Raw genomic sequence first — 23,798 nt, 5'->3', positions numbered from 1 at the left:
ACTTTCTCATCTTGTTCTAAGATACTACTAATTTCATACACATGCAGTGAGAAGAAGAGTACGATCCCCCCTTTCTTTCAAGAGAACTCGGAACTGGTGGAAACGAGTAAGGAAGACGATCCGAAAATGACCTTTGAGCATTCGTGGACGAACAATCCCCGACGGAGAAAGCCCGATAGCGCAATGCAGTTTATTTGATGAACTGACTGAGGTTTTTTGTTTCAGCAAAAAACAAACGAAGGTGGTACCGCGAAATGATCGTCCTTCCCAAAGACTATTCTTTGGGAAGGCTTTTTTTATAAAAAAGGAGGAAAAGTTATGAAACGAAAGATTCGATTGGGTGTGGGCATTGGTTTATTGTCCTTAGTTTTATTTGCCGGTTGTGGCAATCAAGAAGAAGTAACGGGAAATGCCGAGGAACAGCAGACAGAAATCAGATTGGGGACGACACCAGGGCCTTACAGCGAACTGTTTCTCAAAGGAATCAAACCGATTTTAGAAGAAGCTGGCTATACTGTGACGGATATTGGCTTTACTGGGGTCTTGGAAGCGGACATTGCATTGAACGATGGCGAGATCGACTTAAACGTCGATCAGCACACCGCCTATTTAGAAAACTTCAATGAAAACACGGATGCCGATTTAGTGGGTATCACACCAATTCCTACCGTTCCAGCCGGCTTGTATCCTGGCAGAAAGGACAGTTTAACAGCGATTGAAGCAAACGATACCATCGGGATCCCCAATGATCCGTCAAATAGTGCCCGGGCCCTGTTGCTGCTACAAAAAGCCGGCTGGATCGAGCTTGACTCCGAAGTGGCGCCCATTGACGCGACTTTGAGAAACATTACTAACAATCCTTATGACCTGGACATCGTCGAGATGGATTCTGCCCAAATCCCCCGCAGCTTAGCAGATTTAGACTATGCGGTGATTCCCGGCAGCATCGTTTATAGTGCTGGAATCGCTGCAGAGGAAAGCCTATTAAGTGAAGACATTTTGCAAGAATATGAACTGGTGGCAACGGTAAAAAAAGCCAACAAAGATAGTGACTGGGCACAGGCAGTGGTGGCAGCTTATCATTCTGAAGCCTTTAAAGAACTGCTGGCAGAAGAGAATCAAACGGGTTATTGGTTTATTCCTGAAGAATTGCAATGACCGCTTCACAAGTAGCAATAAGCAGCAAATATCGTCGTATTTTTTAAAGAAGCTTCTATTACTATAGAAGGAAAAGACATGACTACTATTGATTAGTGGACCATTCCCCGTCTGAATCTTTGTAAAGGAGGTCAAAAATTGAATATTCAACAAATGCGCATCGTGCAAGCGATCGCTGACCATGGAAGTTTTCGTGAAGCAGCCAAACGGCTGTATCTTTCGCAGCCAAGTCTTTCCCAAGCCGTGAAAGAGTTGGAAACAGAATTGGAGGTCCAGCTTTTCGAGCGTACGAATCAAGGCGCCCGCTTGACTGCCGAAGGCTCGGAATTTCTAGACCATGCCCAGCCGATCTTGAGTCAAGTGGCGCAGCTGCAAACGCGTTTTTCCAGCAAGCAAGCAGCGAGTCAAACCTTCGCTATCGCAAGCCAGCACTATGATTTCACGGCTGGAATTTTCAGTGAGCTGCTGCAGGAATTTCCCGACTGCCGCCAGTTTCGCTTATTAGAAACCACGACCTTAAAGGTGATCACGGACGTGCAACAATATCGAAGTGAATTTGGGATCCTTTATTTGAATGAGCAAAACCAAGCAGGATTGGAACGACTGCTGCAAGGCGCCCAATTGTCCTTCGAGGCGTTGGGACGGTTTCGCCCCCATGTCTTTTTGCGAGCAGCTCATCCCTTGACAGAAAAAAGGCAGCTTTCCTTAAGAGATCTCGCCCCTTATCCACAAGTACGCTTTTTGCAAGAAGATGAACGCTATTCGTTCTTCTCAGAAGATTTGATCGACTTCGCTCAAAGCCCTCAAGTGGTGCATGTCAGCGATCGAGGCACGATGGTCCAGCTATTACAACAGACGGATCTTTATGGAACCGGCTCGGGGATCGTTGCCCAACCAGAACGCCAAGGCTTGGCTTTTCTTCCTTTAATCGACGCGTCCGAGGGTGAGATCATCCTCATTAAAAAGAACGATCGCCCGTTATCAGTGATCGGCGAGCGTTTCTTAGCAAAATTACGGCATCATCTTACAGCTTTTCCTAGTGATATATAAGCGAAGGCCTCCTCTTCCAACTCCCCATAGATGATTGGCTGCTCCTTCGCATTATATAAAAAATCCTTGAGCCACTTCCCATGCAGGAGGCTCAAGGATTTTCTTTTACGGTTAACATTGTCGGCAATCACCGCTGATTACAGCTGCTCTGCCTGCATTTGATACATTTGCTGATAGATTCCTTGCCCTTGGACAAGACTCGAATGGGTTCCCCGTTCCACGATCTTCCCTTGATCCAAGACCAAGATTTGATCTGCTTGTTTGATCGTTGACAAACGGTGAGCGATCATAAAGGTCGTCCGTCCTTTTTGCAAGATGGTCATCGCCTTTTGAATGATGGATTCTGTTTCAGTGTCCACATGGCTCGTCGCTTCATCCAGAATCAAGATTTTCGGATCAAACACTAATGCACGGGCAAAACTGATCAGCTGGCGTTCTCCACTAGAAAACTCATTGCCTTTTTCAACGACTGGATGATGGATGCCTTTTTCGTAGCGGCTCAAAAGGTAGTCAGCGCCGACTTGTTTCAAGGCATCGATAATCATCGCTTCGGTGATCGTTGGATCGTTCATTCCGATGTTGCTGGCGATCGTTCCAGTAAATAGATAGGGATCTTGCATGACGATCGCCATTGAATCTCTTAAACTATGACGATCAAAATCAGCGATCACTTGTCCATCCACAACGATTTTTCCGTGCTGCGGATCATAAAAACGGAACAACAGGTTCAAAATACTCGATTTTCCAGAACCAGTATGACCGACTAGAGCAATGGTCTCTCCTGCGGCAACGTCAAAGTTGATATCGTGCAAGATCGCTTGCTCAGGATCGTAGCCAAAGGTCACCTGTTGGAAAGAAACATCGCCATTCGTGACAGTCAGCTGCTCACTTTGTTGTTTTTCAACCGGCTGATCAGCAAACTCAAAGACCCGCTGTCCGGCAGCCAATGATTGCTGCACATTGGTGATGGTTTGGACAAGCCCTTCGATGGGATCATACAGGCGGTTGATGTAATCAATAAAGGCATACAGCAAGCCTGCTGAGATCGCCAAGCGGCCATCAAGGAAAAAGGCGGCCAAGGTCGTGATCAAAAGCAAGATCGTTGAGTTTCGCAACAAATTGCCTAATCCCCAAGCGATACTTGAATCGAGTAAGAGGTATTTACGTCCAGTTTTGAACCATTTCTCTACTGTTTCATTAAATTCTTTCTGCAACTGCTTTTCTCGTTGGAAGGCTTGGATTATCGCCATTCCTTGGACAAATTCATTTAACTGCCCACTGATTTGTGAGATGTATTCCCGCATTGCTAAATTGTAACGAGAGGCATATTTGGTGTAAAAATGCTGCCAGATTCCTAAAATCGGGATCAGGATCAGCATCGCTGCTCCTAAGGTGCGGTTCAAAAGAAATAATGCAATAAACGCACCAATGATTTGGATAATGTTGCTTAACAAATTACTGATCACGATCACGTAGAAATTAGACCGCAAGACTTCGGTGTCATTCGTGATCCGTGCGACGACCTTGCCGGCTGGAATCTGGTCAAAGTAAGAAACCGGTAATTTGTGCATATGGTCAAAAAGCTGATCCCGCATTTTTTTGACAATACTGTTGGACATTTTTCGCAATTGCAGCAAGCTGATATAACGAAAGAGGGAACCAATCAAATTGACCAGCAAATACCCAGCGAGTAATTGGATCAAAAGCATCGTGTTTAGGTTTCTGCTGTCAACCGCCGGTGTCATCACTCGGTCGATCAGCTGTTTGGCAATCAGTGGTGAAGTCAGTTCGAGCGCTGCTGCCAACAACAGCAAGATTGCGCCCACGGTAAATTGTTTTTTATAATAGCTCAAATACGTGAGCAAACGCTTAATCGTTGAGAACACTTGTATCGTCCTCCTTTAACTGTTGATGGTAATACTGTTCTTGGTACCAGCCTGGCGTTTCGATCAACTCCTGATGGGTACCACGCTGTGTGATCCGTCCGTCTTCTAAGACGATGATTTGATCCGCTTCGGTGATGGCGGACAATCGATGGGTCACGATGATGGAGGTCGGTGCCTGCTTCATCGTTTTCAAATTCGTGATGATGGCTTGTTCCGTTTTGGCATCAACTGCCGAAAGGGCATCATCCAGTAAGAGGACTTCACTGTTTCGTAAAAACGCCCGTGCTAAGGACAAGCGTTGTTTTTGTCCACCAGACAGGGAAACGCCTTTCTCACCGACGACCGTTTCGAGCCCTTCTGGCATCCGCTTGATGTCTTCACTAAAGCAAGCGGCTTCCAGTGCTTCCCACAACACTTCTTCGGAAGCATCTGGCTGTCCGAATAGCAAGTTCTCGCGAATTGTTCGTGAAAACAAGGTATGTTCTTGCGGCACTTCTGCAAAGTGGTTGCGCACTGCTGTTGTTTGATAGGTCGTCAACGGCTGCTCGTTAATCAAGGGTACTTGATCAGAGTATGGATAGCGGTGACCGAATTGTCTTAGCAGCGTCGTTTTTCCGCTACCGGTCTTCCCAACGATCCCTAAGACTTCTCCACGAGTGATCGTCAAATCCAGTCCTTCTAACACATAACGAGCTGCTTGTGGGTATTGGAAATGGTATGCTTCAAAACGGATCGTATTGATGGCTTGCAGGTCGGCTTCACCAGGAGTTTCTAATTCATCACCCGTCTGCAGCACTTCATTGATCCGACGCCAGGATGCGGCACCTTGTTGCATCACATTCACAAGATCTCCTGCTGAGATCATCGGCCAAACGACCATTGTCAAGTACACTTGGAAAGAGACCATCGCACCGATGGTGATTGTTTGGTTGGCAACAAGAAACGCCCCGACACCAAAGCTCATCACAAAACTGATCGCTAAGATGATGGTAATCAGCGGCCCGAAACGGGAATCGATCTCAGAAACGATATTGTTTTTTGCTCTTGTTTCCAGTGTTTTCTTTTGAAACTGTTCAGTGGTAGCTCCTTCTAGTCCATAAGCTCGGACGACCCGAATGCCATCAATGATCTCCAACACTTCACTATTCATCTCAGAAACAGAATTCTGCGCTTCCGTAAACGCCTTATCGACTTGTGAGCCCCATTTGAAAATGTAATAGGCTAAAAGCGGCATTGGAATCAAGGCAATCAAGGTCAATAGCCAAGAAACCGTCCCAGCCATCATCGCTACGATAAAACTTAGATACAAACTAGTATTTAAGAAAACCATCAGTCCATACCCAACGGTCATCCCCATCACTTGGACATCGTCACTGGAACGAGTCATTAAATCGCCTGTTCGGAAACGATGGTAAAACGGCGCCCCCATTTTAAGAAAGTGGCTCATCAATTGTTCCCGTAATTGTTTTTGCAAATCGTAGGAACCAATAAATAAATTAAACGTCCAAACAAATTCGGCCAGATATCCTAACAAGATAGCTCCGGCAAAGAGGGTCACGTATTGGACCAGTACCGAATAATCAAAATTATCTTGGATCAGCGCATCAATGAATAAGCGCAAGATATAGATTGGTGCGACATACATCGCACTAGCAATCACCATAAAGACGAATACGAAGGTATAGCGCACCTTATGTTCTTTAAAATACGTTGTTAATTGTTTTAATACATACTTCATGTTTTATCCCTCACATTCTAAAAAAGTACACAAAAAAGCTCTGTCCCTTCGGAAAAAGGACAGAGCATAAACGTCGTTATTATAGACATTATCTGTACACTAATGGTTACCGAATGAGGGATTCACTTTATTCAATTTGGTTGTTTTTTTATCAAATACTTTTTGCATCGTAATCCCTCCTTCTCTTTTTATTTTGCTGACTACACCTAACACTTTACAGATAAGTTTCTGAGAATGCAACAACTTTTATTAATTTTCTTTAAAAAAGATTGACTTTTCTAAAAACACAGATGTGAAAACAGCCCTTTTTAACAACCTTTTTTTGAAAACGAATTCCTGTTTTACCCCAAGAGTTGCAACGATTTTGGCTAAAATAAAAAAACAGATGCCCTTCTCTTCAACAAACGCTGTTTGATCAGCACACTTAGTTGAAAAAAAGTTCCTCTGTTTTCTTACTACCTGTTTATTCTGTGACAGATGCTAGGCGATAGGATACTGTTCGTCCAAAAGGAAACACTTGCACCCCTTGCAAACGATCTGTTTTCAAATACGCCACCGCCCCTTGATATAACGGCAAAACGGCTGTATCTTCAACGATCAATTGTTTTTCCAGTTCTTTCAATAAGTCCCAACGGGCAGCTGGGTCGTTTGCTAAAGTCGTCCGTGCTTCTGCTAACCCTTGATCGTAACTTTCACTAGCATACCCAGACGTATTCAAGCCACCTGTTGAATCATAAAATTCTAAGAAGTTGATCGGGTCCGCGTAATCTGGTGTCCAAGTCCCAAAAACGAGATCAAATTCACCTTGGGATTGCAAGTCCAAACGGTTTTGTAAAGGAATCGACTTGGCATCGATGGTTAATCCCGGCAAATTGGTTTCTAACTGCCCTTGGACAAACTCGATGGTTTTCTTGGCTGCTGCTGTATCTGCTGACAACAGTTCCAAAGTGATTTCGTCTTGTCCCAACTCTTCTTTGGCTTGTGCCCAAAGCTCTTGTGCGGCTGTTAAATCGTACGGCAGTAAATCGCCATTTTCTTCACGAAAATCTTGGTCTGTTTCAGGATCTTTGGCAAAGTTGCTTGGCACAAAGCCGTTCAATGCAGTGGACCCATCACCTAAGATATTTTCGGCAAATGCCTCTTTGTCGATGGCTTGTAAAATTGCTTGACGTACTTTGACATTGCCTGTGACTTCTCGTTTTTGGTTGGCACTTAAATACCCCACCAGCGCCTTTGGCACATAGTTGGCTTGAGCTGAGTTTTGGTATTGCTGCGCGTAAGTATCCGTTAAGGTGGTGTAGTCCAGTTCTCCTGTTTCAAAAAGGCTGACACCAGTCGCCGTTTCCTTCACTACTTGCACGTCGATCTTGGTCAATTGGACATTCTCAGCATCCCAATAATCAGGATTTTTCGTTAACGTCCATGATTCGTTGGTCCCGTTCCACCCTTCGATCAAGAATGGGCCATTGCCGACAAAATTTTCCGCTGATAACCCATAATCGGCACCTTTTTCTTCAGCAAACGCTTGGTTTTTTGGCATAAAAGGTGTCCCGACCAAAATTTGATCCAGATACGAGATTGGACTTGCCAATGTCAGCTCTAACGTCTGCTGGTCCAATGCTTTTGCACCTAACTCACTCACCTCAGCGTCCCCTTGACGCACTTGACTGCCATTTTTCAACACATCCATTTGATTACTGCTACTAGAACCATTCTCTGGATTAGCAACATATTGAAAGGCGTAGACAAAATCATCCGCAGTAACAGGATCGCCATTGCTCCATTTTGCATCACGAATGGTGAAGGTATAAACCAGTCCGTCTTCTGATACCGTAGGCTCTTCAGCGGACATCGCAAGCTCAGGATCCCCCTCTTGATCAAGACGGTATAACCCTTCTGCCACTTGTCCGATCATATCGGAACTATTGACATCCGTGTATTGTCCGCTATCAAGGGTTGATAAGGCGCCAGCGGTTGACACTTGAATTTCTTGCGCAACGGCTCCTTGCTCCTCTTGCTGTCCAGAATCCGTCGTGGGGCTCGTGGTACTGCAGGCACTTAAAACCAATACTGTGAAAGCAGTGATACCCATCATTTTCTTTTTCATTTTTCTCCTCCTTGCGTGATCTTCTTTCTTACAATACGTCAACGACATACTTGAAAACCGCTTGTTCTTGTATAAGCGCATCATAGGCAAAATCAGGATGCCATTGAACCGCCAACAAGCGCTGACCCACGTGTTCAATGCCTTCAATGATGCCATCAGGACTCCAAGCTGTCTTTTGCAATGGACGAGCCAATCGATCCACCGCTTGATGATGAAAGGAATTAACCTTTGTTTTTTGACCGTAAACACGAGCCAACATGCTTTTTTCAGCCGTCACGATGGCATGGGTCGGCACTTCTTTCGGAATCGGCGCCTGCATATGAATGATCTCACTGAAGGTACTGATGTCTTGCTGCAGCGTGCCACCGAATGCCACGTTGACCAGCTGCATTCCCCGACAAACCGCAAAAATTGGTTTCTTTTGCAGCAGCGCTTCATCGATCAGCGCTAGTTCAAACTCATCCCGTGCCAACAAGCCGCTTCCAGTTGCCTGATGGGTCTCCTGCCCATAAAACTTGGGTGAAACATCTTGTCCACCAGCTAATACCAGTTTATCGATCTGTGAAACATAGTCCTTGGCTGCAGCTGGCTCACTGATTGGCACGAGCAATGGCAGTCCGCCCGCTTGCTGGATCGCTCGCACATACCCTAATGGTGTGTAGGCGATCGGCAAATGATGCAGCACATCGCCAGCATCTTGCACTTCATTCGCAGCGATCCCTATAATTGATTTGCCCATCGACATCCCTCCCTGATTAACGATTTTTTCAGAAAAAAGCGGTATCTAGCAGTTGAACAAGGCAAGCGCCGCACTTTTTCTCAAGATATGTTTCAACTATTCTAAACCAATCCGCACTTTTTGTGAAACACTATTTTCACTTTCGCGATCATTTATTACAATCACCATTCTATTTAACCCCCTCTTTGATAAGCAATAAAGAACACCGCTAGTCAGATATAGTTGAATTTTACCAATACTTTCTCTACGTAAAAAAACATGCGAGAAGCCGTTGCTTTCCGCATGTTTCATCATTAAAATAATCGATTGTCTTTTAAAAACTCCAGCATCTGTGTTTTTAGGGGATCTTTTTCATTACGGATCGACTTTGTTTGCGTTGTTTCATCAAGTGTCGATGGCCGCTTTTTAGGAAAAGGCGCCGCTGGTTCTTCTGCCAACTCTAAGATTTGGAAGCTATCCACCACCACTTCTGCCGCACAAAGTCTCTGACCTTCTGGTGTTTCATAAGGACAGCCTTGCAAGTGTCCATTGATTTTGATACTTGCCCCTTTTTGAGTATACCGTAAAAAGGTCTCTGCCTGCTTTCCATGAATGACGCAAGCAAACCATTCATGGTGCACTTCTTCACTGTTTTGCCATTGAGACACAATGACAAGATCAAAACGTACGCCCTGATCGTCCGCCGCATCAAACGCTTCTTTACTAGGCATCTCTGCGATTTTCCCAGTAAGAACCACTTTATTCATTGCCACGTTGCATCCTCGCTTTTCTCTCATTTCTTGAGTGATCTTAACTTATGCGACCTATTCTACCACATTCCAAAAAACAAGCAATCAAAGGTCGAATGGCTTAAGAAATGCTTTGAACAAAATGAACCAACTCAAAGAATTCGTCTGATCCTGCCAATAATGTGCGATTTTCTGACTGAAAACTTCTCTTTGCTCCACACAGCAAAAAAACAGTTGGTTCAATCCCCCTCTGAACCAACTGCCTTTTGCGGATTTTTATTTAGCAAAGGAATCTTGACTACCATAGCGATCAAAATGGAGGGTTTCGCTTTCGAGATAATCGATGATCGCTTTGGGGATCATGACCCCTTCTTGCTGGGCTTTTTCAAAGTGTATTTGGCTGATCTCTCCAGGATAGTAGACTTGTGATTGCCCTTCTACTGGCGGGATTGCATGCAGCTCAGTCACCATCTGATCGATGCTTTGCTTGAAGGTTTCGGTGTTGGTAAAACGAGATGGATCGATCACAAGAAGGAATTGTCCTAAGCGGCGTTTTTCCGTCAAGTCCGCATACATGGAGGTGACCTGTTTACCAAAAGCCAAGCCTAGCATCGAGCCAGCTAAAATATCCACCATCATCATCAAGCCATATCCTTTAGCACCAGCGATTGGCAATAATCCTTGGACTGCATAGGGGTCGGTGGTAGGCAAGCCTTGCTCGTCTACGGCCCAAGTATCGGGGATCTGCTGCTTCTTCGAGCGAGCGTCCAAAATTTTGCCCCACGCTTGAACCGTCGTCGCCATATCAAAAACCACCGGCGGATGATTGGCTCGTGGTGCTGCAAACGCGATTGGATTGGTGCCAAAATAGTTTTCGATCCCACCAAAAGGCACCGCCATCGGATCCGATTGACACATGGCGATCGCCACTAAGTCGGCTTCAGCAGCCTGTTTGACGTAATACGCCATCGTCCCGCTATGGCTGGTCTGCTCGATTCCTACTGCAGCGATCCCGACTTCTTTCGCCAGATGAATGGCGATCGCCATCGCTTCATTGCACACATAATGCCCCATGCCGTTATCTCCGTGGAAAATTCCGGTAGCGGCGCCTGTTTTTTCAAAAGACATGTTTGGTTCCAGCGTGATGCCACCTTTTACTAAACGCTCGGCATAGTAGTCCATCCGCACGGCACCATGAGAATGGATCCCGCAAGCATCCGCAAAGGTCAAATGCGCCGCTGTTTCACTGGCAGCGGCTTCTGGCAAACCAGCAGCCAATAGTTTCTTTTTCATCAATGCTTCTAATTCCAGCAGAGAACGTCTGCTCATTTCTTCCATCTTTTCTCCTCCTTAGAAAAAGAGAAGCACGCTTGGCAACGGCTTCTCTTATTGATTAAACACGCGATAATCCAGTTCATCGGCTGACTTAGCGATCAGCAGCGCTGAATAGACGTCTGAGTTCACGTTCAAAATTGTCCGCAGCATGCCAACAAACCATTCGACACCAGCAAATAGCGCAATGCTTTCGATTGGTAAACCAAGCTGGGGAATGATGATTGCCAAGGAAACTAACCCCGCTCCGGGAACAACTGCATTGGCTAAAGAAACGAAAGTCGCAGTTACAGCTACCGTCACCATTTGGATCCCGTCAAAGTTGATTTGATACATTTGGGCGATTGTCATGACGGTAATCGCCATATGCATCGCTGACCCATTGCTGTTCAAAGACATCCCTAACGGCAATACCAAATTGGTGATGCGGCTACTGAGTCCTAATTTATTCTGGGATTCTTCCATAGCGATCGGCAGCGTGATGGCAGAGGAGGTTGTCGCCAATGCCATGACCGACATATTTTTCATATTTTTGATCAATCGTAACGGATTGATCCGACAATACACGGTCAACAAGACTAGCCACAGCCCAAGGAACGTGACGGTGGCTAGACCGTAGACAAGCAAATAGCTGCCTAATGGCAAAATGATCTGCAAGCCCAGGGAGCTGATCGTTGAAGCGATCAAAGCAAAAATACCGATTGGTGCCACGATCATCACGTAACGAATGATGGCAATGACGACCTCATTCAGATCCACGATCAACCCATAAAGAGCTGACTCAGGTTTCTTTTGCATAAAGCGATTGAGAGCAACACCAAAGAACAACCCAAAAACGATGATTTGAATAATTGACCCTTTACTCAACGCATCGAAAATATTCGTGGGAATAAAGTTGATCACAGTCTCTGATATAGAAATTTCTTGTGCTTGCAGAGGTTCGCCGGCAGCTTGTGAAAAGTCGATCCCTTTGCCTGGAGCAAAGAAGAGCGCCATCAGCACGCCCCATGCAGCAGCGAATAAGGAGGAAATCCCAAAGACAGCGATCGTTTTTCCACCCAAACGAGTGAGTTCTTTCGGGGCAATCCCCCCAACTGCTTGAATGATTTGTCCAACGATCAATAACGGGATCGCCATTTGCATCAGACGCAAGAAAAGATCGCCCAAGATTTTTAGGAATGAAGCGGCTTGCCCAAAGAACAAACCGCAAAGAATCCCTAGAAGAACGGTAATAACGATCTGCGTCACCATCGGTAGTTTTTTTGCTTTCACTTTGATCCCCTCTTTATTTTCGAAGTATGGTTCCTGTATGCTGATCCAGTTCAGCTAACTTTTCGATTGAGGTAATAATCGCGGTTCTGGCTGCATCTTCTTCAACAAAATCAATCGCAGCTTCTATTTTTGGCAACATACTGCCCGTTGCAAAATGGCCTTCCTCGATGTAGCCCTTGGCTTGTGCCACACTGATTTCTCCTAAGGCTTGCTGATTCGGCTGGTTGTAATTGATGTAGATATTGTCGACACCGGTCAAAATAATCAGGCGATTGGCCTGCACATCTTTTGCTAAGACACTGGCGGTAAAGTCTTTGTCGTTGACGGCTTCCACGCCAGTAAACCCATTATCGTTGCGAACGACAGGTACGCCACCGCCACCGGCACAAATCGTGATCACACCTGCATCGACCAATGTTTTGATGGCTTCTTTTTCAACAATTTCTTGCGGTTTCGGCGATGGAACCACTTTGCGGTAACCACGCCCAGCGTCTTCTTGATACACCCCGCCATTGGCTGCCATCGCAGCATTGGCTTCCTCTTCACTATAAAAAGGTCCGACTGGTTTGGAAGGTTTCTCAAACGATGGATCTGCTGGATCGACACGAACTTGGGTGACTAATGAGATTACCGATGGATGTGCTTGACGTGTGGCAAACTCATTGATCAAGGCATTTTGCAGCCAATAACCGATACTTCCTTGGGTCATCGCTACGCAGCTGTCTAATTTCAATTGGGGATTTTTTTCACTTTCCCCGGCTTTTTGCTGCAACAGCAAGTTGCCGACTTGTGGTCCATTGCCGTGACAAACAATGACTTTTTCCCCTTTTTCGACAAAATCGGCAATATAACGTGCTGCTTGCGCAACAACTGCTTTTTGTCCTTCATCACTAGGGTCTTTATCTAAAATAGCATTGCCGCCTAACGCGATCACATTCAAACTCATTTTATGCTCTCCTTCTGATTTTCCTTTGCTAATACGGCAAAAACACCTAATCCGATCAGCAGTAATAGACAAGACAGGTAAAACCCGACCTGCATCGATCCTAAAGAATCGGCTAAAAAGCCAGTAACATAAGGTGCTAAGATCGACCCCGACATCCCGATAAAGTTATAGGCACTCAAGGTCGTTCCTAAGGCGCCTTTTGGTGCGTTTTTCGTCACAAAGGTCACGACGATTGGATCAAGCGCCAGCTTGCCAGTCAATCCATACAAAATCAAAACAGTGATCAATAAGGTACGATCCGTTACAAAGGCAATGGCAAATACGGAAAGGGTCGCCAATGGGACCAATAAATAGACTAATTTTTTCGTCGCGCCAGTTTTATCATTCAATCGAGCAAAAATCAACGCACCTGGAATCGATGCCCATGGGACTAAGGAAGCAATAAAGCCGACACTCGCCCCTTCAAAGCCACGCTCGGCAATCAAGAATTGCGGCAGCCAAGTTATAATCACAAAGTTTGCATAAATGCTGGTAAAGCATAGAACAAAGGCTGCCACGAGATTGCGGTTTGAAAAAATCTGCTTCAAGGAAATCTTTTCTTTTGGCCCCTCTTCTTTTATTTCTTGTCCTTCATCTTCTGGACGAATCACTTTTTCTTTCAAAACAAAATAGAACAAGACACCGACAATCAAGGTCGGAAACGCCATTAGGAAGAAGGGTTGGCTCCAATGGCCCCCGTTATCCAAGACCAATTTACTAGAAAGCAAGTACCCGCCAGACGTTCCAAACGCCATCCCACTGTTGATAATGGCATTTCCGACGGTCCGTTTGTTGTCGGGAATCGCTTCGGTAGACAATGCGTATTGCGGACCGTAATAGGCACCTTGACCAATCCCTGCAATGGCACGAATCACTAAGAACAAAACGAAGCTTGTGGCTAGCCCACTGAAGTAAGTAGTCACCGCCAATAAAACAAAACCTAGGGCGATCACCAATTTGCGACCGATTTTGTCGCCGATGATGCCAAAAGGAATTTGCGCAACGGCATATGTCAAAAAGAAAATACTATTGGCAAGTCCTAGTTGTGTGTTGCTTAAATTGAATTCTTCTCCGATCACACCCATGATTGGATTGAAGATCGTCCGTGTGGCGTACATTAAAATCCAGCCGACAAAGAAAATAGCAACGACTTTTTTCCAGTAAGAATTGCTTACTTTGACCGCATCTTTCTGGTTACTGATTTCCATGATTTCTCCCCATTTCTATTCTTTTTCCTCAAGTGACAATGACTCCAACGCTAACAACAACCCAAAACTAAGATCTTTGCCTGACGAATGACCAACGGACATCAACTGCTGCACATCTTTTTCAATCACCTGTGGGTTTTGCTTTTTTAAGTCTTTGAATAATTGCAGCATCAGAGAATTGACATATCCTTGACTGGCACTTTGAATATATGCAAGGCTGACATCCGTCGTAGACAGCGGTTTTGCCAATGCTTGCGCTAACGTTTCGGCTTCTGGCTGCTGCAAGGCATAGAGCATCGCTTGATAGGCAACGAGAAGATCATCGCCGCTAGGTGTCAATCCTTTGCCGCGACCAATCAGGTGGTCAATGATTGGTTCCCAATCTGAGACAGACTGCCGCAATGCCGCAAACACTGCTTGGGTTTTCTCATCTTCTGGCAACCCAATCTTGGTTTCTAGTTCTTGTTGAAGCAGTATTTCTTTCAAAAGCTGCAATTCCGCTGAGGTGAAGGATAACTCCTTCACCTGCAGCGAAACCAATTCTTTCTCCTCTAATGAAAGAGAAAATGTTCCTTTTGTGCTGTAAAAGGTCAGACCATGCTCTCGGACTTGCACGCGATTGCCGACTTCAATCAAAGGCAAGACTTGTTCAAACAATGCATCGGGTAAAAAGACCCCGAAGCCAGTCAAATAGTTGCGATAGTTGTTGATATTGACCAGCTGCTGCCCGATCATCACATTGAATGAACGATCAAACACGCTATGCACCCGACCGGTACGACCGAATCGTTGCAATGGGTCTAGATAATCACTGATTTTGATTTTCTCAGTCAACATCGATCCCCAGATCCTTCGCATAAGCCGTCAAGGCATTTTCAAAACAGCCTAACGGTGCACGCACCGTCCCTGCACCGACTTGACCGACACCTGCTTCTTTATGGGCGATCCCAGTATTGATGATTGGGGTGATGCCTGTTTCAACGACTTTCCGGATGTCGATCCCCAAACAAGTCCCCTGGAAGTCCCATGTTGGGATCGAGAAGGTCGGATTATGACCGAAACAGATTTTTGCCATTTCATTGGAAGTTTCTAGCGCATCTTCAAAGCCACCAGCGCCGACAAAGCGTGTTACACCTGGTGCGGCTACCATCGCCATTGCTCCGACACCGACGGTTTCAGTAATGGCACTGTCCCCAATATCAGGATTGCCATCTGCTTCGGTAAACCCAGTAAAGTACAAACCTTTCGGCGTATTGACTGGTGCAGTATGCCATTGGTCTTCTGTTTGGGCGACACGAACCCCAAAATTGACGCCGTTTCTCGTCATGGTGGTCACGATCGTTCCTTTGGCATCGACACGGGCACCGTCAACGATGGCTTTGCCGGTTGCCATCATGATATTCAAGAAGAACTGATCGGTATCTGCTAAGAACTTGATCACTTCATATTTTTGCTTTTCATCGATTTCTGTTTGGATGATCAACGGCGCGATCTCTTTCAAGAAGTTCAATGATGCTGCAATATTTCGTTGATGGAATTCATCCCCCATTGTGATCGACCGGGCAATCAATACATTCAAATTGATGCCTTCTTCAGTTAGTTTTAATGCCTTGGCAATGGTTGGTCCTAAGACGTCTTTGATCCAATCCAAACGATCGATGACTTCTTGTGAATAAGCACCGAATCGCAAGACTTTACCGATCCCTTCGTTCAAAATACAGTAGGCTTTGTTGCCGACAAGGCGGTTTTCAACCACAAAGACAGGCATATTCCCTGAAGTGATCCCGCCCATTGGACCGACTGCCTGGACATGGTGACATGGCATAAAGCGGACTTCCCCACTTTCGAGTAGGCGGCGGGCTTCGTCTTCATCCTTCGCCCAGCGTTCAAACAAGGCAGCGCCGATACAAGATCCTTGCATCGGTCCCGTCATTTCCGACCATTGGATCGGTGGTCCTGCATGCAGCAAGGTTTTCTGGCTTTCGTTTAATTCAGCGATCACTGATTTAGCTGGAACGACATCGATCAAGAATGGTTGGGCATTTTTGATTTTATCCGTCACTGCTTGGTTTTCAGCTGTGATTTTTTCGTCAAATTCTTCTAACGCGTCTAAAATACGGATCATTTTCTTGTTGCCGTTAGCACGAGGACGCCAGTTGAATTGTTCTGTTTTCCCGCCATATTGCAGGATCGATTCATTGAAGCTTTGCAAGCCAACATTGATGATCCGTGGTTTGGTGGTCAACAGCTCCATTACTTTCTCGCTGACAGTCGGCACCTCAACCTTGCTACCAGTATAGTCATTGACTGTTTTGTCTGCTTCAGAAAGAGTCGCCCCTTTTAAAGCGAGGGCTAATTGCACTGCTTGAGCATTGCTCGGTGCCACATAGACGCCAGCTGCTTTCAAACGGTTGACTGCTTCTTGGTAGTTTTGCGGATCTTTTTCAGTTCCGCAGACGGTAGCAACAAAGTACAACGCGCGATCAGCTGCTTGGGCTGTTTGCTGTGCAGCTTCGATAGCTGGTAACAAAGCTCCTACCATATCTGTATGCGCGCCGTAACCTAGCACCACATCAAATAAAATGACCCCGGTTTGCTCATCTTGCGCATAGTCTTCGATTTTTTTGATGCGCACTTCAGGATCGATCATTGGATGCGGTTTGCCTTGGGTATAGATATCATCACCAAGGTCGATCACATCATAGCCGTGGGAATGCAAGATATAGCCTTCTTGTTTTACAAGGCCTTCTAGATTCAAGGCTTCGGAGATCAGCATTCCTGCTTCGGCAGCTAATGTACCGCCAGAATAAAGACCTTTGACCACTTTGTCTTCAGCGAGTTTGGGCACATCTGGGGATTTCACGCGTTCAAAATAGTTCGCTTTGACGGGTTCTTCATTGGCAAGATCAACAGCGATACGCGCTGTTTCTTCCAGCGTATGTGCCAAATAGACTTTTCCTTCATGGGCTTCTGGTTTTTCTCCTAAGAAAATCGCTACCACAGGTTTGCTGATACTTTGCAGCAATTGAACGACTTCATCCCGCACTTCTTTTGCAGGTGGTTTCGAGATCACGCAAATCACATCTGTCGGTTCATGATTTTCTAAAGCAACGATGGCATCTTTGACAGTGATCGCCCCAACTTTGTCGCTTAAGTCACGTCCGCCGGTCCCGATGGCATGAACGACACCACCGCCTAATCGGTCAATGATCGTCGTCACTTCTTGAATCCCCGTACCAGAGGCACCAACGACGCCGATGTTTCCTGGTGCCACGACATTCGTGAAGGCAATCGGAATGCTAGAAATAATACCAGTCCCACAGTCAGGCCCCATCATCAATAAGCCTTTTTCATGAGCCAGCTTTTTCAAACGCACTTCATCTTCGATAGCGACATTGTCCGTAAACGAGAAAACATGCAAGTCATTTTTTAGCGCTTTTTCCATCTCGGCTGCGCCATATTCCCCAGGAATACTAAATAATGCAACATTGGCATCTGGCATTGCGCTCAAGGCTTCTTGCCATGAAGCCGCCGCTGGCGTTTCTTTGCCTTGATCTTTTGCTGAAAGATCAGCTAAAAATGAATCGATCGCTGGCATTACTTGATCCATGATCTGTTCGTTTTGGCTATCGACCACGATCATCATATCGTTGGGTGAAGCACCTTCTGCCTCTTTAGAAAGCAATCCAGTGTTATTTAATATGTCTTTGTTTGCATCCGTCCCCATCATGATTTGACTCATTTCGACATCGCCTAGATCATTGATCGTATTCGTCAGCAGCATTAAGTTAATGGAATCTTGGTAGTTATTCTTTAAGATTACTGTGTGCAGCATTTGTTCTCCTCCTTTTCTTATACTCTCATTCTAACGAGCCTTGTTTGCGTTTTCATTGGATAAAGTTCTAAAAAAATGCTATACTTTTTATCCAAAAGAGAAAAAAGGAGCATTTTATGAAATTAAAAGAATTGGTTGAACTGCCGCTTTTTGAAAAAAGTAAAGTCCTGACTGGCTCCATTGGTTTAACAAATTCCGTTGGTTCCGTTATGGTGTTGGAAGCGATGGATATCGAAAAATGGAGCAAAGCCCATCAATTGATTTTGACTTCTTTTTATGCCTTCAAAGACCAATCGCCTGAGGAACTGCGTGTTTTTTTTGAAAAAATGCAGCAAATCGGTGTCAGCGGTTTAGTGATCAAAGTGGATCGCTTGATTCCTATGATTCCAGATTGGGTGATTGAGCTTAGCTTTGCTTATCAGATCCCTTTGATCAAAGTACAGCAAGAAGTCAGCTATGAAGCCATCATGCTAGCGGTTTACGAACCATTGCTGAATCACCAAACCCAGCTGCTGCGTACCTATTACGAAGTTCGCCAGCGCTTCATGAAAGTCGAGCGCAACCACTCTTCTTTCGATCAGATCATGCAAGAGTTCTATCAATTGATCGAAAAGCCTTGTTCTTTGCGCATCCCCCATTTAGATGTGCATGTGTCCGTCGGTCAATCCTTTAAGAATTTCGTGGTGACCAAACAAGAACCCATGAAAACCGTCGAGTTTACCAAGAACCACTACGAATATTTAGAATTATTTTCTCATGAGAACAATCAATATGTGACTGCCATCAAAGTAGAGATCATCAATCCTTACAATGATTTATGTACCTTGATCGTTTATCAGAAAGATTCGCAGATCCCTGAGGCAAAAGTCATGATTATTGAAAATGTGATCGACGTCATCTATGAACGCCTCCAAATGGCGTATTTGTTGAAGAAAGAGCGCTACAATCGCATGAACAATCTTGCCGATGCGATCTTGCAAAACACTCCTAGCAATTTGGCTGAGCTGGATCTTTTGTTAGAAGAAGCGCAACTGGATCGCTACGATTTCTACCAAGGCATCGCCTTTGCTTCCAACAGCTTTAAAGATAAGGAGCGTAAGTCCGTCGTTTTGCACAAGCTACGGGCGTTGAAAACACCCCACGTCTTTTTTGAACACCACAATTATTTGGTGATCCTCTATAATTTCCAATCGATCGCCCATCAGGTGACGAAACAGATGCTGCAGACATATTTTGATGATGCCCTGCTAGCCGATGAACATGGCTGCTTGGTGGTCAGCGAAGTCTTACGCAAGGAACAGATCAAAGAGATCCTGCCAGAGTGTTTGGATGCGATCCGCTTCAATCGGCAGTTTTATTTGGCGCCGATCATTGCCTATAGCGACTTAGGTATCTTTAGTTCCTTTATCAAGGAGAACCAACTGGAAAAGCTGCAGCAAAGCATTCCCCCGAAGCTGTATCAACTCTCGGAAGAAAATGAAGAGCTGTTCAAAACGCTATATACCTTTTTTATCACGAATCGCAATTACAAAAATACGGCTGAAACCTTGTTTCTTCATGCCAAAACGATTCGTTATCGGCTAAGCAAAATCGAACAGCTACTAGAGATCGATCTGACAAGTCCGATCCAATTAGTCAATTACGAGATCGGCACCTATTTATTAGAGCTTCAGAAAAGGAGTCAAGCAAAATGAAAAAAGAATGGCAATTGACCACCGGTGCTTCCGTGACCCTCTATCCGGCTTCGGAGAAATACCTGATTTATTTTCACGGCGGCGGTTTTGTTTATGGAACCCGCCAAGACATTCCCGCATCACTGATCACACTATTTCAAGCGCAGCAATACAGCGTCCTCACAGTCGATTATTTACTGGCGCCCAATTCCTCGTTAGCGGAGATTTTGGCGCTGAACTGGCAAAATTTTCAAGAATTGCAAGCAACTGTGCTTAAAGATAACCCGTTTTGTTTCTGCGGACGCTCAGCTGGCGGTTATTTGATGCTGGCGCTTACCCAGCAATTACTGAAGGAACAACAGAGATTGCCTGAAAAACTGGTCAATTTTTATGGGTATACCGATCTTTCTTTTATTGAAAACAAACGAGTCTTGCAGCAGCCGCTCTTAAGCAAAGAGCAAGTCCCTTCTTTGGATCAAACCGAGATCGTTTGGGATGATCCGCAGTTTCAGCGCTATTTGCCTTATGTTTATTGGGTTCAACAGCAAGAACTCACAACGATCTATGGTCTAACAGCTGAAGCTCTTTCTGACTATGCCATTGATCCTGAGCTGCTTGCTCAATTTCCTCCAATTTTCAGCAGTGCCAGCAGTACCGATGAGGAAGTTCCTTTTCGTTACAGCAAAGGCTTGAAGAAAGTGCCTAAAAGCAAATTTGTCCCTGTCTATGATTTGCCCCACGACTTTTTGAAAAACGTCGAGGAGCCGCAAGTCCAAATGGTTTTTCAACGGCTTGCCCGTTGGCTCGAACAATAATTTGTTACAAGTAAAGTGAAAATAATGTTTTTTTATTTCGACGAGTGCACAGAAAAACTCTGATTGCCTTCGCTTCCTCCTTATCTCAAAAAACGTGTGGTTTAATGAAACTCTTTTAATAAAAAAAGGCTTGATACAGGCTCAATTCAAGAGAGAATGCTATACTAAAGGGGAGTATGTTATAGGAAAGAAGGATGAGGTTTTATGCATTTTGTCGGGATTTTGTGTTTGATCCTAATCACGACGACCCTCTTCTCGCATCTGGCGAGACGGATGGGCGTTCCTGCTGTTATCGGGCAGTTGTTAGCGGGGGTTTTATTAGGAGGCGCAGGACTCAATTGGGTCCATCCAGATATTCTGGTTCATGATTTTTCAGAGATTGGTGTTATTTTGCTGATGTTTTTAGCGGGATTGGAAAGTGATATTTCTTTATTGAAACGCTATTTTCGTCCAGGGATGCTCGTTGCCCTTTTGGGGATCGTGTTCCCTATGCTCTTCGGGTATGCCACGGGGGTCGGTTTTCAAAGCAGTCCCACAGAAGCGTTCTTTTTCGGGATCGTATTAGCTGCCACCTCAGTCAGTATTTCTGTCGAAGTATTGAAAGAGTTGAATGTGGTGAATACGAAAGAAGGGTCGACGATTCTTGGTGCTTCCGTCGTGGATGATATTTTGGTCGTGTTGGTTTTGAGTCTTAGCCTTTCCTTTTTAGGCGGCGAAAGCAGCCAAGCAACACCACTGCCGGTCACCTTATTGGTAGAATTGATTTATTTTGTGTTGATTTTTCTATTAGTGAAATGGATTGCTCCGTTCTTATTGGCACTTGCAGAAAAGCTATTTGCAAATTCCGCGGTGATCATCATGTCACTGATCATCTGCTTAGGAATGGCGTATCTTGCTGACCTCGTTGGGTTAAGCTCGGTCATTGGTGCCTTCTTCGCAGGGATCGCTGTCAGTCAAACGAAGGTTCGTGAGGAAGTGGAACACAGTGTCGAAGCATTAGGTTACGCCGTCTTCATTCCGGTGTTCTTTGTCAGCGTTGGCTTAGAAGTTGATTTTTCCCGCTTAAATGAGCAATTATTCTTTATTCTTGCCTTTACCGTGGTCGCGATCATGACCAAATTGGTCGGCGGCTATGTCGGGGCGAAAATCGCGAAATTCTCAAACAACAGTGCTTGGATGGTGGGAGCTGGAATGATTTCCCGAGGTGAAATGGCATTGATCATTTTACAGATTGGTCAACAAAACCAATTGATTTCGTCCGCATTGTATTCCCCTTTGGTGATCGTTGTCTTGTTGAGTACCTTGATCTCTCCCCTGATCTTAAAATACTTTACGAAAAAGATTTATTAAGCGATGTAGCAACAGCTAGGCGATACCGATGATTGCGAAAAAAACAGCGCGGGTTTTGTAGTGACCGCTCAACGGCCGATTGTTGATCGAACGTTGGGCGGTCGCTTCCTTTCCCGCGCTGTTTTTCTCTATACAGGTATAAAAGCGACTATGCTGCTAGTTACTAGAAACCAATGTTAATTTCCCATGATCGATTAGATACACGTCATCCGCGACGGCATCGATAAACGCTTGATCGTGAGATGTGAACAAAACGATGCCTCGATAGCTGCGAATCAATTGTTCCAAGACGGTGATTGTCGGTAGATCAATAAAGTTCGTCGGTTCATCAAGTATCAAGACATTGGCAGATTGAGTAAAGATGCGTGCGAGCTCGACCCGTGTCGCTTCCCCGCCGCTTAGCACATTGACTGGCTTCATCACGTCAATCTGGCTAAATCCCAGATTGTGTAAAATACTGCGGACCAGTGGTTCCTGATAGTCTGTTTGAGCCATCAATTCCGTCAAAAGCGGTGTGGTGCTGTTTTTTCGATAGCCCATTTGCTCGTAGACCGCAAAGACGATTTTCGGTGATACATAGATTCCCTCTCCACCTGCGATGATTTCTTTTAGTAAAGTCGACTTCCCCGAACCGTTCGGACCCACGATAGCGATTTTCTTCCCGGCAGCAAACTGGAAACTGCTGCTGTCTAGCAAACGTTTCGCCCCTCTTTGAATGGTTACTTGCTCCCCACGAATCGGTCGTTTATTATGCAGCTCCACTGCAGGGACTACTGGAAAACGAATCACCTGCTGCCCGGCAACACCCTTCACTTCTTCCAACTGATCCAAGCGGCTTTCCATGGCTTTGACTGTTTTTTGCAATGACTTTTGCACCGTGTCTTTTTGTTTTGATGACGACAAACGGTCTGGTCGGATGTTCTGCTGCCGCTTTTTTTCAGAAATGCGACTGCTCTTGATCGCTTGTTCTTTTTTCTTTTGGATCGCTTGGGTCAACTGCTGTTTTTGTTGCTGATACTGCGCAGCCTCCCAGGCAACACGCTGTGCCGCTTGCTCTTTTTGCTGTCGATAACTGTCATAATTACCAGAATACTCGGTGACTTTTCCTTGATCGACTTCCCAGATTTTCGTTGCCAGCTGATTCAATAGATACCGATCATGACTGACCACGATCAGGGTGCCATAATAATACTGCAGTTCATCAATCAAGACTTGAATTCCTTGCTGGTCCAAGTGGGTCGTTGGCTCATCGAGCAAAAGTCCTAACTGATAGGAAGATAACGTTTGTGCCAACCGGTATTTGGTCTCCTCCCCGCCGCTTAGTGTCGCCAATTCATTTGTTGGGATCGAAAAACGACCGAACAGCGCCCAGTCAAGGGCCTCTGTCTTTTCAGTCACCTCAGCGATTTGCGGGAAATAGTGAAACGAATTTTCTTTTTGGATCGTTCCTGAATCAGGATCGACCACTCCCGCAATCAACTTCAGCAAGGTAGACTTGCCTTGCCCGTTTGCGCCCACGATCCCGATACGATCCGTTTGATAGGCACTCAGTTCTTCAATGTTCAGTACTTCTTTGGCCCCATAATTTTTGATTAGATTGTTTATTTTTACACTTAATTGTTCCATCAGTCTGTCCTTCCCGTCTAGGAAAACGCAAGCACAAAAAAAGGGCATAGCCTACCGCTATACCCTGATTTTAATAAGAAATTGGAAAAAAGAGGACACTCATCCCTTGAAATCACGATTGCCTAGACTTTTGAAATAGATTTAAATTAGCTATTCAAAAGGTCAATCCACAATTTCATCGATGCTGTCATGTTTTTTCCTCCTCTTTTTGTCGTATTTGTCTGTTGAATGACAAGCGGAAAATCAGCCGCTACTGTTTACCGTTTACGGTATTTCAGGAAGCTTCTTTAGTCTAT

The 23,798-nt window shown here is 45.2% G+C and carries 17 protein-coding genes and 1 other annotated feature; of the genes, 5 read left to right on the top strand and 12 right to left on the bottom strand.

The window, feature by feature from the left end; translation table 11 throughout:
• Nucleotides 1-37 precede the first annotated feature (37 nt).
• Nucleotides 38-269 (top strand) — a binding site (T-box leader).
• 49 nt (nucleotides 270-318) lie between these two features.
• Nucleotides 319-1,158 carry a MetQ/NlpA family ABC transporter substrate-binding protein gene (locus IGI88_RS12315; protein WP_429960579.1) on the top strand — a complete coding sequence of 280 codons (840 nt, stop codon included), beginning with the start codon at nucleotides 319-321 and terminating at the stop codon, nucleotides 1,156-1,158.
• Between the two features lie 138 nt (nucleotides 1,159-1,296).
• A complete protein-coding gene (locus IGI88_RS12310; RefSeq protein ID WP_005234515.1) occupies nucleotides 1,297-2,208 on the top strand; it encodes a LysR family transcriptional regulator in 912 nt (303 codons plus the stop codon).
• A gap of 137 nt (nucleotides 2,209-2,345) precedes the next feature.
• Here the strand turns inward: IGI88_RS12310 and IGI88_RS12305 are convergent, their stop codons facing one another.
• The 11 genes from IGI88_RS12305 to fdrA form a co-directional block, all read right to left on the bottom strand.
• Nucleotides 2,346-4,094 carry an ABC transporter ATP-binding protein gene (locus tag IGI88_RS12305; protein ID WP_008379188.1) on the bottom strand — a complete coding sequence of 583 codons (1,749 nt, stop codon included), beginning with the start codon at nucleotides 4,092-4,094 and terminating at the stop codon, nucleotides 2,346-2,348.
• Nucleotides 4,078-5,832 (bottom strand): ABC transporter ATP-binding protein, encoded by a 1,755-nt coding sequence (locus tag IGI88_RS12300; protein WP_005234510.1) that lies wholly within the window; start codon nucleotides 5,830-5,832, stop codon nucleotides 4,078-4,080. Before IGI88_RS12300 ends, IGI88_RS12305 begins: the two co-directional genes overlap by 17 nt.
• Before the next feature lie 463 nt (nucleotides 5,833-6,295).
• On the bottom strand, nucleotides 6,296-7,939 hold the full coding sequence (locus IGI88_RS12295) for a peptide ABC transporter substrate-binding protein (protein ID WP_429960578.1): 1,644 nt from the start codon (nucleotides 7,937-7,939) through the stop codon (nucleotides 6,296-6,298).
• 28 nt (nucleotides 7,940-7,967) lie between these two features.
• The gene (locus IGI88_RS12290) at nucleotides 7,968-8,678 is read right to left on the bottom strand and encodes a gamma-glutamyl-gamma-aminobutyrate hydrolase family protein (RefSeq protein WP_016621451.1); all 711 of its coding nucleotides are present in this window, start codon (nucleotides 8,676-8,678) and stop codon (nucleotides 7,968-7,970) included.
• Between the two features lie 293 nt (nucleotides 8,679-8,971).
• Nucleotides 8,972-9,454 (bottom strand): single-stranded DNA-binding protein, encoded by a 483-nt coding sequence (gene ssb, locus IGI88_RS12285; protein ID WP_016621453.1) that lies wholly within the window; start codon nucleotides 9,452-9,454, stop codon nucleotides 8,972-8,974.
• A 228-nt stretch (nucleotides 9,455-9,682) separates the two neighbouring features.
• Entirely contained in the window at nucleotides 9,683-10,744 is a 1,062-nt protein-coding gene (gene allD / locus IGI88_RS12280; RefSeq protein ID WP_218193368.1) for an ureidoglycolate dehydrogenase, read from the bottom strand.
• Between the two features lie 48 nt (nucleotides 10,745-10,792).
• Nucleotides 10,793-12,010: a dicarboxylate/amino acid:cation symporter gene (locus IGI88_RS12275; protein ID WP_429960577.1), complete on the bottom strand. Its 1,218-nt coding sequence runs from the start codon at nucleotides 12,008-12,010 to the stop codon at nucleotides 10,793-10,795.
• Between the two features lie 13 nt (nucleotides 12,011-12,023).
• A complete protein-coding gene (gene arcC / locus IGI88_RS12270) occupies nucleotides 12,024-12,956 on the bottom strand; it encodes a carbamate kinase (protein WP_429960576.1) in 933 nt (310 codons plus the stop codon).
• Nucleotides 12,953-14,203, bottom strand: coding sequence for an MFS transporter (locus tag IGI88_RS12265; RefSeq protein WP_008379204.1), 1,251 nt, complete (start codon nucleotides 14,201-14,203; stop codon nucleotides 12,953-12,955). The genes arcC and IGI88_RS12265 overlap by 4 nt, the downstream gene beginning before the upstream one ends.
• Nucleotides 14,204-14,218: 15 nt before the next feature.
• On the bottom strand, nucleotides 14,219-15,040 hold the full coding sequence (locus IGI88_RS12260; RefSeq protein ID WP_429960575.1) for a DUF2877 domain-containing protein: 822 nt from the start codon (nucleotides 15,038-15,040) through the stop codon (nucleotides 14,219-14,221).
• The gene (gene fdrA / locus IGI88_RS12255) at nucleotides 15,030-18,038 is read right to left on the bottom strand and encodes an acyl-CoA synthetase FdrA (RefSeq protein WP_429960574.1); all 3,009 of its coding nucleotides are present in this window, start codon (nucleotides 18,036-18,038) and stop codon (nucleotides 15,030-15,032) included. The genes IGI88_RS12260 and fdrA overlap by 11 nt, the downstream gene beginning before the upstream one ends.
• 116 nt (nucleotides 18,039-18,154) lie before the next feature.
• Here fdrA and IGI88_RS12250 point away from each other — a divergent pair, with 116 nt between their 5' ends.
• From IGI88_RS12250 to IGI88_RS12240, 3 genes are all read left to right on the top strand, one after another.
• Nucleotides 18,155-19,732: a PucR family transcriptional regulator gene (locus IGI88_RS12250; protein WP_016613691.1), complete on the top strand. Its 1,578-nt coding sequence runs from the start codon at nucleotides 18,155-18,157 to the stop codon at nucleotides 19,730-19,732.
• The gene (locus IGI88_RS12245) at nucleotides 19,729-20,526 is read left to right on the top strand and encodes an alpha/beta hydrolase (RefSeq protein ID WP_016613692.1); all 798 of its coding nucleotides are present in this window, start codon (nucleotides 19,729-19,731) and stop codon (nucleotides 20,524-20,526) included. Before IGI88_RS12250 ends, IGI88_RS12245 begins: the two co-directional genes overlap by 4 nt.
• 204 nt (nucleotides 20,527-20,730) lie before the next feature.
• The gene (locus IGI88_RS12240) at nucleotides 20,731-21,876 is read left to right on the top strand and encodes a cation:proton antiporter (RefSeq protein ID WP_005234488.1); all 1,146 of its coding nucleotides are present in this window, start codon (nucleotides 20,731-20,733) and stop codon (nucleotides 21,874-21,876) included.
• Between the two features lie 156 nt (nucleotides 21,877-22,032).
• Here the strand turns inward: IGI88_RS12240 and abc-f are convergent, their stop codons facing one another.
• Nucleotides 22,033-23,502 carry a ribosomal protection-like ABC-F family protein gene (gene abc-f, locus IGI88_RS12235; RefSeq protein ID WP_429960573.1) on the bottom strand — a complete coding sequence of 490 codons (1,470 nt, stop codon included), beginning with the start codon at nucleotides 23,500-23,502 and terminating at the stop codon, nucleotides 22,033-22,035.
• Nucleotides 23,503-23,798 lie beyond the last annotated feature (296 nt).

This window comes from Enterococcus sp. AZ179, from assembly GCF_050498885.1.
Lineage (GTDB): Bacteria > Bacillota > Bacilli > Lactobacillales > Enterococcaceae > Enterococcus_D > Enterococcus_D entomosocium.
The sequence above is the reverse complement of the archived record's forward strand: the minus strand, read 5'-3'. Positions and strand labels throughout refer to the sequence as shown.